The 15,071-nt window shown below is 53.7% G+C and carries 11 protein-coding genes; 3 read left to right on the forward strand and 8 right to left on the reverse strand.

What is annotated here, in order from left to right:
* Positions 1 to 17 precede the first annotated feature (17 nt).
* Positions 18 to 1,055 carry a tyrosine-type recombinase/integrase gene (locus ACO6VX_RS13755; protein WP_089415106.1) on the reverse strand — a complete coding sequence of 346 codons (1,038 nt, stop codon included), beginning with the start codon at positions 1,053 to 1,055 and terminating at the stop codon, positions 18 to 20.
* 933 nt (positions 1,056 to 1,988) lie between these two features.
* Here ACO6VX_RS13755 and ACO6VX_RS13760 point away from each other — a divergent pair.
* Positions 1,989 to 2,459, forward strand: a complete 471-nt coding sequence (locus ACO6VX_RS13760; RefSeq protein ID WP_061703002.1) for an SgcJ/EcaC family oxidoreductase — start codon at positions 1,989 to 1,991, stop codon at positions 2,457 to 2,459.
* A 294-nt stretch (positions 2,460 to 2,753) separates the two neighbouring features.
* On the opposite strand, the gene ACO6VX_RS13765 is transcribed toward ACO6VX_RS13760, so the two are convergent.
* The 5 genes from ACO6VX_RS13765 to ssuD all read right to left on the reverse strand — a co-directional run bounded on the left by ACO6VX_RS13765 (position 2,754) and on the right by ssuD (position 9,865).
* Positions 2,754 to 3,971, reverse strand: coding sequence for a monooxygenase (locus tag ACO6VX_RS13765; RefSeq protein WP_122459962.1), 1,218 nt, complete (start codon positions 3,969 to 3,971; stop codon positions 2,754 to 2,756).
* On the reverse strand, positions 3,964 to 5,424 hold the full coding sequence (locus ACO6VX_RS13770) for an MFS transporter (RefSeq protein WP_033781082.1): 1,461 nt from the start codon (positions 5,422 to 5,424) through the stop codon (positions 3,964 to 3,966). The genes ACO6VX_RS13765 and ACO6VX_RS13770 overlap by 8 nt, the downstream gene beginning before the upstream one ends.
* Before the next feature lie 358 nt (positions 5,425 to 5,782).
* Positions 5,783 to 7,192 carry an LLM class flavin-dependent oxidoreductase gene (locus tag ACO6VX_RS13775; RefSeq protein ID WP_111534866.1) on the reverse strand — a complete coding sequence of 470 codons (1,410 nt, stop codon included), beginning with the start codon at positions 7,190 to 7,192 and terminating at the stop codon, positions 5,783 to 5,785.
* Between the two features lie 68 nt (positions 7,193 to 7,260).
* Positions 7,261 to 8,673 (reverse strand): FAD/NAD(P)-binding protein, encoded by a 1,413-nt coding sequence (locus ACO6VX_RS13780; RefSeq protein WP_182500968.1) that lies wholly within the window; start codon positions 8,671 to 8,673, stop codon positions 7,261 to 7,263.
* Between the two features lie 19 nt (positions 8,674 to 8,692).
* Entirely contained in the window at positions 8,693 to 9,865 is a 1,173-nt protein-coding gene (gene ssuD, locus ACO6VX_RS13785; protein ID WP_033759967.1) for an FMNH2-dependent alkanesulfonate monooxygenase, read from the reverse strand.
* A 274-nt stretch (positions 9,866 to 10,139) separates the two neighbouring features.
* Here ssuD and ACO6VX_RS13790 point away from each other — a divergent pair, with 274 nt between their 5' ends.
* Together ACO6VX_RS13790 and ACO6VX_RS13795 are read left to right on the forward strand one after the other, a co-directional pair.
* Entirely contained in the window at positions 10,140 to 12,029 is a 1,890-nt protein-coding gene (locus tag ACO6VX_RS13790; RefSeq protein WP_323170425.1) for a sigma-54-dependent Fis family transcriptional regulator, read from the forward strand.
* A 119-nt stretch (positions 12,030 to 12,148) separates the two neighbouring features.
* Positions 12,149 to 13,075: a sulfonate ABC transporter substrate-binding protein gene (locus ACO6VX_RS13795; protein ID WP_170933491.1), complete on the forward strand. Its 927-nt coding sequence runs from the start codon at positions 12,149 to 12,151 to the stop codon at positions 13,073 to 13,075.
* A 314-nt stretch (positions 13,076 to 13,389) separates the two neighbouring features.
* Here ACO6VX_RS13795 and yahO read toward each other — a convergent pair whose 3' ends face one another.
* Entirely contained in the window at positions 13,390 to 13,659 is a 270-nt protein-coding gene (gene yahO, locus ACO6VX_RS13800; protein ID WP_010257103.1) for a DUF1471 family periplasmic protein YahO, read from the reverse strand.
* Between the two features lie 275 nt (positions 13,660 to 13,934).
* Positions 13,935 to 15,071, reverse strand: a complete 1,137-nt coding sequence (locus ACO6VX_RS13805) for an HlyD family secretion protein (protein WP_122459968.1) — start codon at positions 15,069 to 15,071, stop codon at positions 13,935 to 13,937.

The raw sequence follows: 15,071 nt of genomic DNA on the forward strand, positions 1-15,071 counted from the left end.
TCTCTTTTCAGGAGCCATCAGCCAGGATAATCAGGGTCACCATATTGCTCCATAAACTCCACCATGGCACCTTTGTGTGCATCCACATGGCGAATATAGCGCATCAGTGTTTCTGGTTTTTTCCACGTGCCTTCCTGCATGATCCTGGCAATCGGATAACCTTTATCTGCCATATCCTGCGCAGCTCCTACCCTGGCGCTGTGGCCACTCCAGCCGGTGTAGCGATTTTTGTTGGCCTTTACTGCGCCCTCTTTTCCGGCAGTGCGCCATGCCCGGCTAAAAATCTGTTCCAGTGCCCTTGTGCTCATCGGCTTTTCGGCAATCAGTGGCCGGCCAGACCGATGTACTGCAGTAAACAGCCAGGCATCGGGCTGGCTGGATAGCCCGGACGCTTCAATCCACTCTTCCAGTCGCTGAGTTGAACGGGCGCTGAGCGCCTTAATCAATCCGCCGGTCTGCACAATAGTTTTTGTCCATGCCACATCCAGAATGATGCGACCATCACCGGCACGCATCACATCCCGCACCCGCAAACGCGACAGTTCACTGATACGCAGTAGCGTTGCATAAGCCACATGTAAAAAAGCCAGATCGCGAAGCGCCTGAAGGTTATCAGAACCTGACCATTCTTCATCCAGCGCCAGTAGATCACTCAGCCTGAAGGGCACGGCCTGGCCTGCCCGCTCTCCGTTGATCACCGCCACACGATTTATCTTCTTCATCGTACGGAAAACCAGCGGAGAGACATTGGGCACCGGCAGCCCGGCGTTACGGTGTAACATCGAAATTAACGCCGCGTGTGAAGTGACGGTTGAGGAGGCCCGGCCGCTTTCAGCCAGAAAAGAGAGATAGTCACGCAAATCGTCTGCGCTCATCGGCAGGAAGCTGCGCTGGTTATCTTCCGACCAGCGATTGCAGATTCGCATTACGCTAAGCAGCTGTCGCCAGGTGTTAGGTGAGAAAGCCTCTTTATCCTGAACGAACTGCCGGAGCCGCTCGGTGATATCGCTATTCCGGTCAACCGTCAGAGGGGTTAACGGCACTAACTCACTCATATTTGCTCACTTATCAACCAAAGACGCCGATGATCGCGCTACGTTAATTCTGAGAACTAAGCAGGGGGATAACCGGTCAGAATTTACGTAGCGTTGTCATTTTCAAGGAGAACTTTACTGCTATCCATCTTAACCTAGCACCATCCCTATGTCATGACTTCGTATAAGAACAATTATACGAAGTCAGTATGGCGTAACTGATCCCGTCTGGCTTTTAACGGATTGACGCTCATCGCAGTCAGTCAGGGAAGGTACAGGTCACACGCTTTATCGATAGCTGAACGTAACTCACTGCGAGTTGTTCAAGTGAAACCACGATGCAAAAAAATGTCTCAAACTAAGTCGCGTTTAAACCAGGGTATGAACGGTTTAATCATTATTTAAATAAATCAGCGCATCACGATGCTTTATTTTTCCAGCGCAATAATGAACAGGACCATCAAAATAGAGATGTTGAAAAATGGCAGACGACGTTAATTAGTTAGTCAGTTAAATTAATAAATCATAAAAAGATTCCATATAACACTGCTCAAAGGCAATACCCTTTGAAAGTTTTTATAGAGTACATAAATTAAACACTACTTCCCGATATTACGTTCATAGCTCTGAACAGGCGACATGGCATTTACGCTACCAAAAGAGATCCAGGCATTAACCCTCAGAACAAAAAACTAAATACCAGCTTATCGCCGATTTAAATACCAGGCAACACTTCTTTTCATCTATCTTGTTCCCCTGCATATCAAAAGCGTCGATAAGTATATGCATCAGCTTTTTAATCGAATAAAGCGGCTAATGTATTTATCGCAGCAGTATTATTCTGGCTGATCAGCCGGATTAAGACGTATTAACGAGTTATACACATTTTATGGCGGCGTCTGGAAGAACGCACAGAACGCTGGCTTCACCCAGGGTAAACATGAGGATATTTTCATGAAAAAAACGTTATTATCGCTGTGCCTTTTAGGTCTTTCCTTCGCCCCAGTTGTTACGCAGGCACAACAGTCCGTGACCTGTGTCAGAGCCTCAGAGCAGGATGTGGCCAACCTGTTTGACGCCTGGAATGACTCTCTGGCAACCGGTGATGCAACAAAAGTCTCTGAATTATATGTCAGCGATGCCGTTTTGCTGCCGACCATTTCAAATCAGGTACGTCTGACCGATCAGGAACGTATCGATTATTTTAAAGATTTCCTGAAAAAAGGGCCGAGCGGTAAAATTGATTCCCGGACTATCAGAATTGGTTGTAATAAAGCGATTGATACCGGCGTTTATACATTTACTTTTAAAGATAACACGCACGTCACAGCACGTTACACCTTCACTTATGTCTGGGATGGTAAGGGCTGGAAAATCTCAACCCATCACTCTTCAGCTATGCCAGAGCCTGTAAGCAAGCCTTAACAGACGCGCTGATGAAAAAATAGCCAGCGTCATGATGTGATGCTGGCTCTTTTCCCTTTACGCAAAAATAAACGTTCGGGCTTGAAGATAATAACGCCTGGCTCATACTTAATAAATGGCAATTAATATCCTTCGCATTTAGCGTGTCTGTTTCCTGTATCACGGACAGTATAAGTGCTATTAAATGGCCAGCGTCAGTTTCTCATCCGAATAAAATGAAATCTGTCGGTTTGGTGTTTCCATTTCAGGCTGATCAATTCCCAAACGCAAATATCTGCCCATGAAATAGCGGTTTTACACTCCATTTCCATTGCCTATCTGCCAGATGAAGGTCGGATCGGTGCCGTTCACCTCCCAGTCACCCACGTTACGTAGCTTGTAGATCACCGGATTGTGCGACGACACCGTTCGTGCATTACGCCAGTGGCGGTCGAGTGCCTTGCTGACTCGGGTATCAGATGCACCCAGCGCATTGAAGAATTCTGTTGCCGCACGCGTCACCAGCTCAACGGCCACCGCCTGTGCCTGAGCGGACTCTACTTCGGCCAGCACGTTTGCCGCATGAAGCTGTGCCTCATCTGCGCCACTAAGTTGCAGCTCAAATGCCCGCTGCAACGAGTGGGTCGCCCGGTCGACGGCGGCTTCGGCTGCCCATGCCCAGCTGCTTATCTGACCGACCACCTGCAACACCTGCACATCCTGCTTCACCTGCGAAGCATTACCATGACTGTAAATGCGTTTACGCTGCGCCACACCCCGAGCAGCATCGCGCACCACCGCCCGCCCGATGCCCGCCAGCGTGGCCAGTAAGACATGCTGATAGAATGCCGTCTGATAGCGGAAACGCTCACTGAAATCATAGACATGGGGCAGTTCAACCCGGGCCTGATGAAAGCGCGTCGTACCACTGCCGGTCAGTCGCTGCCCGAAGCCATCCCAGTCATCATCGCGCTCCACCTCATTCTGGTGGGTGTTCACCAGGGCAATCACGTCACGACCGTTATCTGCGCGCTGAGCATAGACATCAATCCAGTCTGCATAGAGCGTGCCGGTGCTGTAGAACTTCTCACCGCTGATCCGCCATCCCCCCTCATCGGGAGAAACCTGAGTGTTGACCTCACCCAGCTTAACCGCGCCGATCTCGCTCCAGCCGCTGCCCACCAGCTCACCGTCCACAAAGCGGCGGAACCAGCGACGCCGATCCTCACTGGCTGGCTGGTTCAGGCGATCCTCAATAAATGCGAAGTGCGCACGCAGCGCCTGTGGCAGGTTGGAATCTGCCTCAGCCAGTTCGGTCAGCAGAGCAAATAACTGCGGCAGCGAAACCCCAAAGCCGCCTTCTTCTTTAGGGATACGCAGGGTGCCAAAGCGCGCCGCTTTCAGCCAGCGAATCGGTTCATGCAACAGTGTGCGTTCGGTTTCACGGGCACTTGCCCCCTCAGCGATGCGGGCGAACAGCGGCCTGAAATGCTGAACCAGTTCGTCAAATTCGGTACGATTTAATTCAGACATGATCCTCTCCTGAGTCGGGTTGTTCATCGATGTCCTGTCGGGTCGGTTCAAAACGAATGATTAACAGGAAAATAATCGGGATAAGTGCGGCCAGTGAGACAATCCAGAACATATTGGTGCCGTAACGCGCCTGCAAAATTGGCAGAATAAACAGCGCCAGCGCGCTGCCCACACCGGAGAGCGAACGACTAAAGCCGACACCGGTGGCGCGTATGTGGGTCGGGTAGGAGAGCGCCGGATAGATCATCAACTGCGCGCCGGGTCCGAATCCCTCTGCAAAGAGCCATAAACCCAGCATCAGCACCGCAAACACCACGCCAGCTGTCGCCTGCGGATGACCGATCAATGCCAGCGAAATCAGTGCGATAAACTGCAGCGCAAATCCGGCGATCGCGACATGCCGTGAGGGAAATTTCCACGCCAGTCGCATCCCCAACAGCCCGCCGGTAAAGGCGAACAATGCATTCAGTCCCAGCGAGGCAGAGATAGTTTCAAATACGCCCGCGCCGAGAAATTGCGCCAGGATAGAGGGCAGGAAGAAAGCGATGGCGGTGTATTCAAATGAAATACAGACGTTCATCACCGCACTGACGACCGTGCGCTCCAGATAAGGCTTCTGAAACAGTACGCGGAAACGCACTTTCGGCTTCGCTTTCACCGCATCGGTTTTAGCGGGCGGCTCCTCATGCGCAACAATGCCGTAAGAGTCACGCAGAATACGCACCGCACCGCTCAGGTCGCCCTGATTCGCCGCCCACAGCGGTGACTCATTCATAAACTTACTGCGCACCGCAATAATCAGTAGCGCCGGTACGGCGCCAAACAGCAGCGAGGCGCGCCACAGCCAGTCGATATGTTCGGCGGGCAGCAGGAAATAGAGTGCAAAAATAATAAAGAAGCAGGCAGACGAAGCGGCATACCACATCGGGCACCAGGCTGCGAGGCGCGATGCTTTATTGCCCTTGCCGGAGAACTTAGAGAATTCTGCCAGATAGGCCATGGCAACCGGCAGATCGATCCCGACGCCGATGCCCATCAGAAAACGGGCACCAATCAACACCCAGACGTTGGGGGCCAGACCTGCCGCAATGGCGGAGACGACAAAAAACAGCATGTCCGCCATAAACACTGAGTAACGGCCATATTTATCGGTCAGCCAGCCGCCGACCAGATTACCCACAATGGTGCCGATCATGATTGACGACGTCACCAGGCCCGTGAGTACCGGGGTTAAACCAAACTCCTTCACCACATCATCAATGCCGTAGGAGAGGGTAGTGAGATCGTAGGCATCAAGAAACACGCCGCCCAGCGCCAGGAAAACAATCCAGCGCGCATAGCTGTTTTTTTCGGTGTTACTGTTAATCAGCCGGGCCACATCACTCACCGATCGAACCGGTTGAGAGTGAGGCGGTGGCGCAGTTAAGGTGTTGTCAATTTCTAATGTACTCATCGTATCCTCGTTATTATATTCAGCAGGTAGCGAGGGTTTTATATGAATTACTTGCATAGTTAACAACCAACAAAATCAGATAACTATTATAATTAATTCAATAAGATAGGATTATATCTCACCCACACCAGACCCCGCATGAAATATAAAATTCATCCGGTAGCGTTCAGCGAAATGTTGTTTTTTATACTGCTGAAACGGGTGAAGTTTCAGCAGTATATGGCAGACCTGTTTAGCAACGGTTAACAGCAATGACCGGTCCGGTAATGCCTGTCATCAACCGGCGACAAGACGTACTCTTATCTCTTTGCACTTTGCTATGCGCCGGTTATTCATGCCGGACAGCCAGCCGTCTCTGTTATGAAACTTCCACCCTTGCTGCTCGCTGTTCCACATCCGCACTCCGGCGATAACCGGCACCCGGATGCGGCAACGCCAGCCGTGGCCCCTGGCCAAATAACTTTTCACGCAGCGTACCGGGCTGATACTCCTGCTTGTAGACGCCACGCTTTTGCAGTTCCGGCACCAGCAGTTCCACCACGTCAGTAAAGGTTTCGTGCGTCACGGCGTAGGCGAGGTTAAAACCATCGACATCTGTCTCTTCGACCCAGCTTTGCAGCTCATCGGCCACCGTTTCGGCGCTGCCCACCAGCAGCGGGCCAAATCCGCCGATGCCCACCCAGTCTGCCAGTCCCTGCACCGTCCACTGGCGGTTGGGATCGGCAGTGGAGAATGTCTCAACCGCCGACTGAATCGCATTGGTGTGCAGATGTTTCAGTACCTGATCCGGCTGATACTGCCCGAAATCAATGCCGGTCCAGCCTGAGATCAGCGCCAGCGCGCCTTCGTAACTGACATAGCGCTTGTACTCCTGCCATTTGGCCTGCGCCGCCAGGTCGGTTTCGCCAACAATGACTGTCTGCAGGTTGAAGATCAGTATGGAGCGGGGATCGCGTCCCGCTTCAGCGGCTCTCCGGCGAATATCCGTCACGGTTTTCTTCAGCAGAACTTTCGAAGGTGCCGCCACGAACACGCATTCGGCATGCTCCGCCGCAAACGCTTTACCGCGGCTGGAGGCGCCCGCCTGATATAGTACCGGCGTGCGCTGCGGCGAAGGTTCACACAGATGGATGCCGGGCACCTGGAAGAATTTACCCTGATGATTTATCGGATGGATTTTATTCGGGTCGCTGAAAATATGACGTTCACGATCGCGCAGGACCGCGCCATCTTCCCAGCTTCCCTCCAGCAGCTTATAGATAACCTGCAGATATTCATCGGCATAGTCGTAGCGCGCATCGTGATCGGTCTGGGCCTGATGTCCAATATTACGCGCACCGCTTTCCAGATAGGAGGTTACAATATTCCAGCCAATGCGGCCTTTGGTCAGATGATCCAGCGTCGAGATCCGCCGCGCAAACGGGTAGGGGTGTTCAAACGACAGTGAGGCGGTCAGGCCAAAGCCCAGATGTTCCGTCACCAGCGCCATCGGCGTGATTAACGCCAGCGGATCGTTTACCGGCACCTGCGTGGCGTGCCGAATCGCGGCCTGGTTATTGCCATTGAGCACGTCGTAGACCCCAAGCACATCAGCAATAAACAGTCCATCAAACCTGCCGCGCTCCAGCAGGCGTGCTAAGTCGGTCCAGTACTCCAGATCTTTGTACTGCCAGGAGCGATCCCGGGGATGCGCCCATAAGCCGGGCGATTGATGACCGACACAGTTCATATCGAAAGCATTCAGGCGAATTTCACGTTGCGATGACATAGCGACTCCTGGGCGGATGCGGCAATCGCTTGCCGTCCACCTTTTAGTGATTGTTCCGGAAGGGTGATTCAGTAGATGAGTGAGCCGGGACATCGCTCGCTGAGGGGCAGCGGCGTAGTGGAGAGTAGCTGCCGTGCTACGGACTCAGCATGTTCTGCAACCTGCGGTAATCCCATGAGTTCGCCAAAGCGACCACGCGCGGCAGGCCCGGCTACATAGAGATGAGGATTGGCATCACCCTGCGCATTCAGCGTCTGTGACAGCGCGTTAACCTGGATGCCCAGCGCCAGCGGGTCGGGCTGAATCACGCCGTCGCCGTGGAGCTGGCGCAGCAGCGCGTTACTTTTAAGCAGTGCGTTGTGCGCTGGCCCGGTGGTGACAATCACTTTTTCCACCACCCGGATTTCTGATTGCGCTCCACGCCGGCGCAGCGTCAGCTGAAGATTGTTTCCCACCGCTTCCGCGCCCATCAGACGCGCCGCCAGCAGTGACAACTGACCGCTCGCCTGCTGCTGGTTGAGTATCTGGCTTACCTGCGGGGCAATCCGGTAGCGGTGAACATCCCACCAGGGGCGTAGATGGTGCAGAAAACGCTGCTGCTCATGCAGTGAAAGGCTCTGCCAGATACGCTGGCCGTTACGGCGGATATCATCCAGCACCAGCTGCCAGGGGAGATTTAACGCGGCTGCCTGTTTTACCTCCTGACGCACCCGATGTAACCAGCCACGTGCGCTGGCGGGCTGTGGCTGACTGTAATCCAGGGTGTAGCTCTCATCGCTGCCGCTCAGGTTGGCTCGCGGCAGCTGTCCACGGCGTGAGAAGGCGGTAATCTCTCCGCGATGCTGCTGGCGATGCAGCGATGCCACCACATCGGACATGGTCAGGCCTGAACCTATAATCGCTACCCGATCGTCAGGTGCGACCTGTGCCAGCGCGCCATTCTGCCAGGGATTGGCAATCAACCCCGGATGCCCCTGTAAGGGCTTCAGCAGCGCAGGCAGGTCCGGCGGTGGATGGCTGATGGCCAGCACCACCTGATCGGCCCGGATCTTCTGCCCTGAGGCTGTTGTGACTACGCCATCCTGCAGCGCAACCGCGCTGTCACGCAGATGACTAAGTTTTACCGGCGAATGCTGCTGCTGATGCACAAACTGCGTATTGACCCAGCGACCAAACTCACCGCGTTGCGGGTAGACATTGCCGTCACGCCACAACGCGTCCGGGTCGGCCTGAAAGGCGGGCGATGCGCGATAGTCGCGGTCAAATATGCCCTCCTCATCCCCTGCAAGCTGCATTCTGGCGGCTGGCACATTGATGCGGTGGGCCGGATCGGTGGTGCCGTATGCCACACCCTGAGCAAGCTGCGCTCGTGGTTCAATCACCGTCACGTGCCACCCTGCCTGGCCAGCCCGGGCCAGATGGATCGCCAGCGCGGTGCCGGTAAAACCACCGCCGATAATGACTATCTGCTGCTGTGACATAAGCGAACCTTCTCTTCTGTTAACTGGCGCTGGCCTGTTTATCAGGACGACGGTCGCCGCCAATGGTTTCACCAAAAGGACCGGTGTTCACGCTGCGCTGTCTCTTTTCGGCGTTGGCAGCCAGCGGTAACAGCGGCATCACCAGTTCAGCGAAGCGGTGCGCCTCTTCAAGGTGCGGATAGCCGGAGAAAATAAAGTTCTCGATCCCCAGCGCCTGATACTCCCGGATGCGATCGGCTACCTGCTGCGGACTCCCCACCAGCGCAGTACCCGCACCGCCGCGCACCAGGCCGACGCCTGCCCAGAGATTGGGACCAATGCGCAGGCTGTCTCGCGAGCCCTGATGCAGCGCGCTCATCCGCGCCTGTCCGGCTGAGTCCATGCGGGCAAAGATCTTCTGTGCGGCGGCAATGGTCTCTTCATCCAGATGAGAAATCAGCCGCTCGGCCGCCGCCCAGGCTTCCTCTTCGGTTTCACGGACAATGACATGCAACCGGATGCCGTAGGAGAGGCTACGGCCACTCTCCTGCGCCCGCTGACGAACCACCGCCAGTTTTTCCGCTACCTGTTCAACCGGCTCACCCCACGTCAGATAAGTGTCGATCTGATTCGCCGCAACGTCGATAGCGGCATCAGACGAGCCACCAAAATAGAGCGGTGGGCCATTTTCCTGCACCGGCGGAAAGAGGATCTCAGCGCCTTCCACGCGGATGTGATCACCCGAAAAATCGACCTTCTCGCCTTTCAGCAGGCGGGAGTAGACCTCAAGAAACTCTCTGGTCACCTGATAGCGCTCTTCATGACTCAGAAAGATGCCGTCACCTTTGTTCTCAACCGGATCGCCGCCCGTGACCACGTTAATCAATAACCGTCCGCCAGAAAGCCGATCCAGCGTAGCCGCCATACGCGCCGCCAGGCTTGGCGGTTGCAGGCCAGGACGTACGGCTACTAAATAGCGCAGCTTTTTGGTGATCGGTGCCAGTGCAGAGGCGACCAGCCAGGAATCCTCGCAGCTCTTACCGGTCGGGATTAATACACCGTAGTAGCCCAGATTATCTGCCGCCAGCGCAACCTGCTGTAAATAGGGTAAATCGACTGCTCTGCCGCCTTCGGTGGTGCCAAGATAGCGCCCATCGCCATGGGTGGGCAGAAACCAGAAGAGGTTGAGGTTTTCCTGTGTCGCATGACTCATTAGCAGATTCCTTTATAACGATATTTGAATTTAATACATAGGCATAAATTCTTTAGTTATATAGCTTTTAGCAGGATGCGTGCCAGTCTGCTACTTAATATTTATCTCATTAATTCAACGATATATTCATAATTTCGCTTGATGCATATTGCTGCATTTGCGACAGGTAAAGTTACAGCCTGCTGCATTGGCAACAATCCGGTCCGGTTAGCCTCTCGTTTCCGCGTTAGCCACGCGGTATGGTCATGGCTTTCCAGTTAACCCGGTAAATGAGATGCAAATTACTAGCCCTGAGTTGATTGACCCCGCATCGCGCGCCTTTAAAAGCGTGCTGGATCAGCTTGCGCCTACCGACGCGACGGTGCTGATCATTGGTGAAACCGGCACCGGCAAAGAGGTGATGGCGCGCTATCTGCATCATCACAGCGCCCGCAGCAGACAGCCATTTCTGGCGGTCAACTGCGGTGCCCTCACTGAGAGTCTGGCGGAGTCGGAGCTCTTTGGTCATGAGAAAGGGGCATTTACCGGCGCACAGGATCGGCATCGCGGCTGGTTTGAGGCGGCAGAGGGCGGGACGCTGCTGCTGGATGAAGTCGGTGAACTGAGTGCGTCGCTGCAGGTGAAGCTGCTGCGCGTGCTGCAGGAGCGCGAGATTACCCGTGTGGGTTCCTCCCGGGCTGTAAAGGTCAATGTGCGGGTCATTGCGGCCACCAACCGCGACCTGGCGGTGGCGATTCGTGAACGGCGGTTCCGGGAAGATCTCTACTACCGGCTGAATGTGGCCAGCGTCACTCTGCCGCCGCTGCGCCAGCGATGCGAAGATATCCCGGTCCTGGCTACTCACTTCCTGCAGCTCTATGCGCGCCGTCTGGGCCGACCTCAGTTACGTCTCAGTGAAGATGCTGTCGCCACGCTGATGGACTACAGCTGGCCGGGCAACATCCGCGAGCTGGAGAACACCCTGCATAATGCCGTCCTGCTCAGCAAAACCTCGCTGGTCACACCGCAGCAGCTCCGGCTGAATAATCTGACGGGGAGCGAGCTGCCACCGGGAGAGGAGGCGCTGGATCAGTTTTTACGGCAGCAGATGCAGCAGAGCGAAACACCGCTCTATCCCCGGGTGATTGAGGCGCTGATAAAGAATGCGCTGGAACTCACTCAGGGCAATCAACTGCAGGCCGCCGCGCTGCTTGGCATCAGTCGTCATACGCTGCGCACCCAACTGGGCCATCTGGGGGTGATTAAACCGCGCCGCACTTCACTGAGTCAGCGCGACACTTCTCTGAATCAGCAGCCCGAACGGGAGCGGGAACTGCGCATCGGTTATCAGAAATTTGGCAACCTCGGCATCCTGAAAGCGCGCCAGTCACTTGAACAGCAGCTGGCCGATCGGGGCGTCAGCGTGCTGTGGAGTGAGTTTCCTGCGGGTCCGCAGCTTCTGCATGCGCTGAGCCAACAGGAGATCGATTTCGGCACGACCGGTGAAGTTCCCCCCTTGTTTGCGCAGGCCAGCAACAGCCCGATGGTTTATGTTGCCTGGGAACCCGCCGCGCCGCAGAGCGTGGCACTGCTGGTACCGAACAGCAGCCCGGTTCAGCAGATTGGCGATCTCAGAGGAAAACGCATCGCCGTGAATCGTGGTTCCAACGTTCACTATCTGCTGCTGCAGATTCTGGATGAAGCGGGTTTAGGGCTGGATGATGTGCGCATCGTCTATGCACCGCCCAAATATCCGCTGACGCCCAGCGATCTCAACGCAGTGGATGCCTGGATGATGTGGGATCCGCTGCTCAGCGATGCAGAGAACAGCGGACAGTTCAGGGTGATCGCTGATGGCACCGGCCGGGTCAATAATCATCAGTTTTACCTTGCCGAACGCGGGTTCGCCGCGCAGTCGGGCGATCTGCTGCAGGTTCTGCTCACCGCGCTGGAGCAGACTGGCCGCTACATCGATGCACACCGTGCTGAAGCCGCTGCGTTGCTCTCAACCGAACTCGGGATATCAGCGCCTTCACTGATGCATGCCTTAGCGCGGCGCAGCCACCAGACCCAGCGCATGAACTTAGCCATCATTCGGGAACAGCAGACCATCGCTGACCGCTTCTATGCACTGGGGCTATTGAGTCGCGCCATTCGGGTACGTGAGTCGGTCTGGCATCCATAGCGTTTTTTTCGCTAAGCATCGAACATTTGATCGCTAAGCGCTTCAACCTGCGTTTGTTATGTTGCGCTGACAACAACCAGACTCAGGAATGAGAGATGAAAAGAGTTTTGCTTAGCGCAATGATTATTGCCGCCCAGGCGGGATTAGCGTTCAACACCCAGGCTGCAGCAGAGAAGCCCGAAACAGTTAACATTGGTTTTCAGAAAGCCAATATCTTCGCCCTGCTGAAATATCGCGGCACGCTGGATCAGGAATTTAAGAAACAGGGGATTGCGGTTCACTGGATTGAGTTCCCGGCTGGGCCGCAGATGCTGGAAGGCCTTAACATCGGCAGTATCGATCTGGCCGCAACTGGCGACGCGCCACCGACTTTTGCTCAGGCCGCACAGGCCGATCTGGTTTATCTGGCACATTCTCCCGCCAACCCCAAAACTGAGGCGATTGTGGTGCCCGCCGACTCCCCCATTAAAAGCGTGGCGGATCTCAAAGGCAAACGCGTGGCGCTGAATAAAGGCTCTGACGTTAACTATCTGCTGGTCACTGCGCTGGAACAGGCGGGGCTGAGCTATAAAGACATTACACCGGTCTATCTGCCACCCGCGGATGCGCGTGCCGCTTTCCAGCGCGGTGCAGTGGATGCCTGGGTAATCTGGGATCCTTACTACGCAGAAGTTGAAACCAACGCCCACGCGCGGCTGATTAAAAATGCCGAAGGCCTGGTGCCACACTACACCTTCTATCTTGCCAGCCGTAAGTTTGCGGAAACCTGGCCGCAAATTGCCAGCCAGGTGGTGGATGAGCTTGGGTCGCTAAGTACCTGGGCCAATCAACATCAGGAAGAGGCGGCAAAAATCATGTCCACCTCAACCGGTCTGCCGCAGCCGATCTGGCAACGGGCGCTGGCAAGGATGCCGTTCGGGGCTGAGCGGATGACACCTGAAGTCTTCACGCAGCAGCAGGCTCTGGCCGATAAGTTTACCCAGATTGGTCTGTTACCAGTGAAGGTCGATATCCGCAGTGCAACCTGGTCGCTGGATAAGAAATAGGGGGAGGCGGGCGGCGGCTGATTAGGGGAACCTTCGCCTGACGGCTGATAACGTCATCGCCTGGAGTTAATCAAGTGCAGGCAGATTAGCGTGACGTGTTATCCGCGCATCAGCCTGGGCAGATAAGGTCCTGTCACCGACGTTCAGCTCATCCTCGCTGAAAACGGTTTAACGTCCTGATGGTGCTGTAAGAAAGATGCCCTTTACATTAGTAAAGGGCATCGATTAACCTGTATTAAGAACATATTTCCTGAGGCTCCGAAAAAAATCATCTATTTCAGTCTGTATTTCAGACAGATAGCTTCATTACTTCGCTATTTTTTCTTGTATACATCAGCGGTACCTTTAATTTTGTTATTCGTATTGGCTGAGGTCAGCACGAACACATCGCCGCCTTTTTTATCGGCCATTTCTGATAGCTCCGCTTTTGCATCTGAAGGGCTGGTCTCACCTGATGTTGAGATATCGCCTATCTTTTCATACTGATCCTTCACTTTCATAAAATCATTCTTTGACATCATTTCGGCAGCAAATGAGCCAAACGATAAAGAGCAAATAACCACACCAAAAATTAATTTTTTCATATACGTATCCTCGGAATGTTACAAAAGACGATTAGAATTCGTAACTACATTTAAAACATAGCATATTCAATGCAAACAGCTATTTCAAAAGCTTATTTACGATCCTGTTTTGTGATAACCGATCAGTAATTTAATTAACCACCCATCGTGTTTTCAGGGTAATTTCAAATCAGGGCTTATTACAAATTCAGGCCGCTCATAACTGTTCTGATTAACTTCTTCTGAAAGGGGGCAAACGGTTAATCGATGGAAAGTTAAGGATATATTTATCATCATCAGTGATCCAGGTAGAGGTAATGCACCCAGCTGGTCATTCTCAGCAAAATTTTACGCATGACCGAAACATGCGTGAAGTGGTCAGAATAGACCGCAACCTGAGCAAATATGCCGTCTGGCAATGCATCAACGTCCTGATTTGGGTTTAATTCAATTATGGCTAATACGCCGTCAGAACCTGAAGCAAGGCTCAGTGATTGCACCGTTCCCTGTGCCTGATAAGCTCCGCCTGGAACCACTGGCAAAACTCTGAGCAGTTTTCCTGAGAATACCTGTCCCGGAAGGGCATTAAAAACGACCTCTGCTTCATCTCCCGCCGTGAGGCGAAGCAGGGAATTTTGTCTGAACTGAGCAATGATTTGACGTTTTTGTACAGGAATGAATATCATGACCGGGCGCAGCGGCAGGGCGGCTGCGTAGCTTCCGGGACGGATTAAGACCTGAGTGACATAACCATCACTGGGTGCGCGAACAACCGTCTGATCCAGGTTATACCGGGCTTCTGCTAATTGCGCGCGCAGACTGGCTATCTGGGATTGTTCTCCTCCTGATACACTGTTCAACTGGCTTCTGAGCTGCTCCTGTTCCGCCAGAGAACCTTTTACCAGGGCATCCTGCGCCAGAAATACCTGTCTGGCATTATCAATATCACGTTCGGAGAATGGATTGACTTTTGCCTTACTGCCTTTGAGATAGCGTTGATAGTCCAGAAATAATCTATCCCGCTCAGCAGATACATGGGTTGTGTAGGCAACGGCTTCGCTTAATTGTCCTTTCATCGCTTCAATATTGTTAATAGCAGTGCTCAGGTCGGCTTGTAATCTTTCGACGCGGACCTTATAACGTGTCTGATCCAGGGTGAAGAGCATTTCTCCCTTTTTAATAAGCACTTCTTTTTTATCAGTAACTTCATTTACGACGCCGGTCACTTGTGGGGTAACAGGAATCGCGACAACCGCTTTTTGTGCCAGTGACGTATAGGGATGGTTATAATTCATTAGCAGAATTAGCGCGCTGACCAGAAAAACGCCACCGAGGGCCGCTGTTGGCACTGTCCATTTATTGACGGGTATGCGAAATATTTTAAAAACAGCCCAGGCTATCGCAACGTAGCTTAAAATAATGAGCAGATCCAT

The sequence above is a fragment of the Pantoea sp. BJFS-204 genome, from assembly GCF_049310725.1.
Lineage (GTDB): Bacteria > Pseudomonadota > Gammaproteobacteria > Enterobacterales > Enterobacteriaceae > Pantoea > Pantoea agglomerans.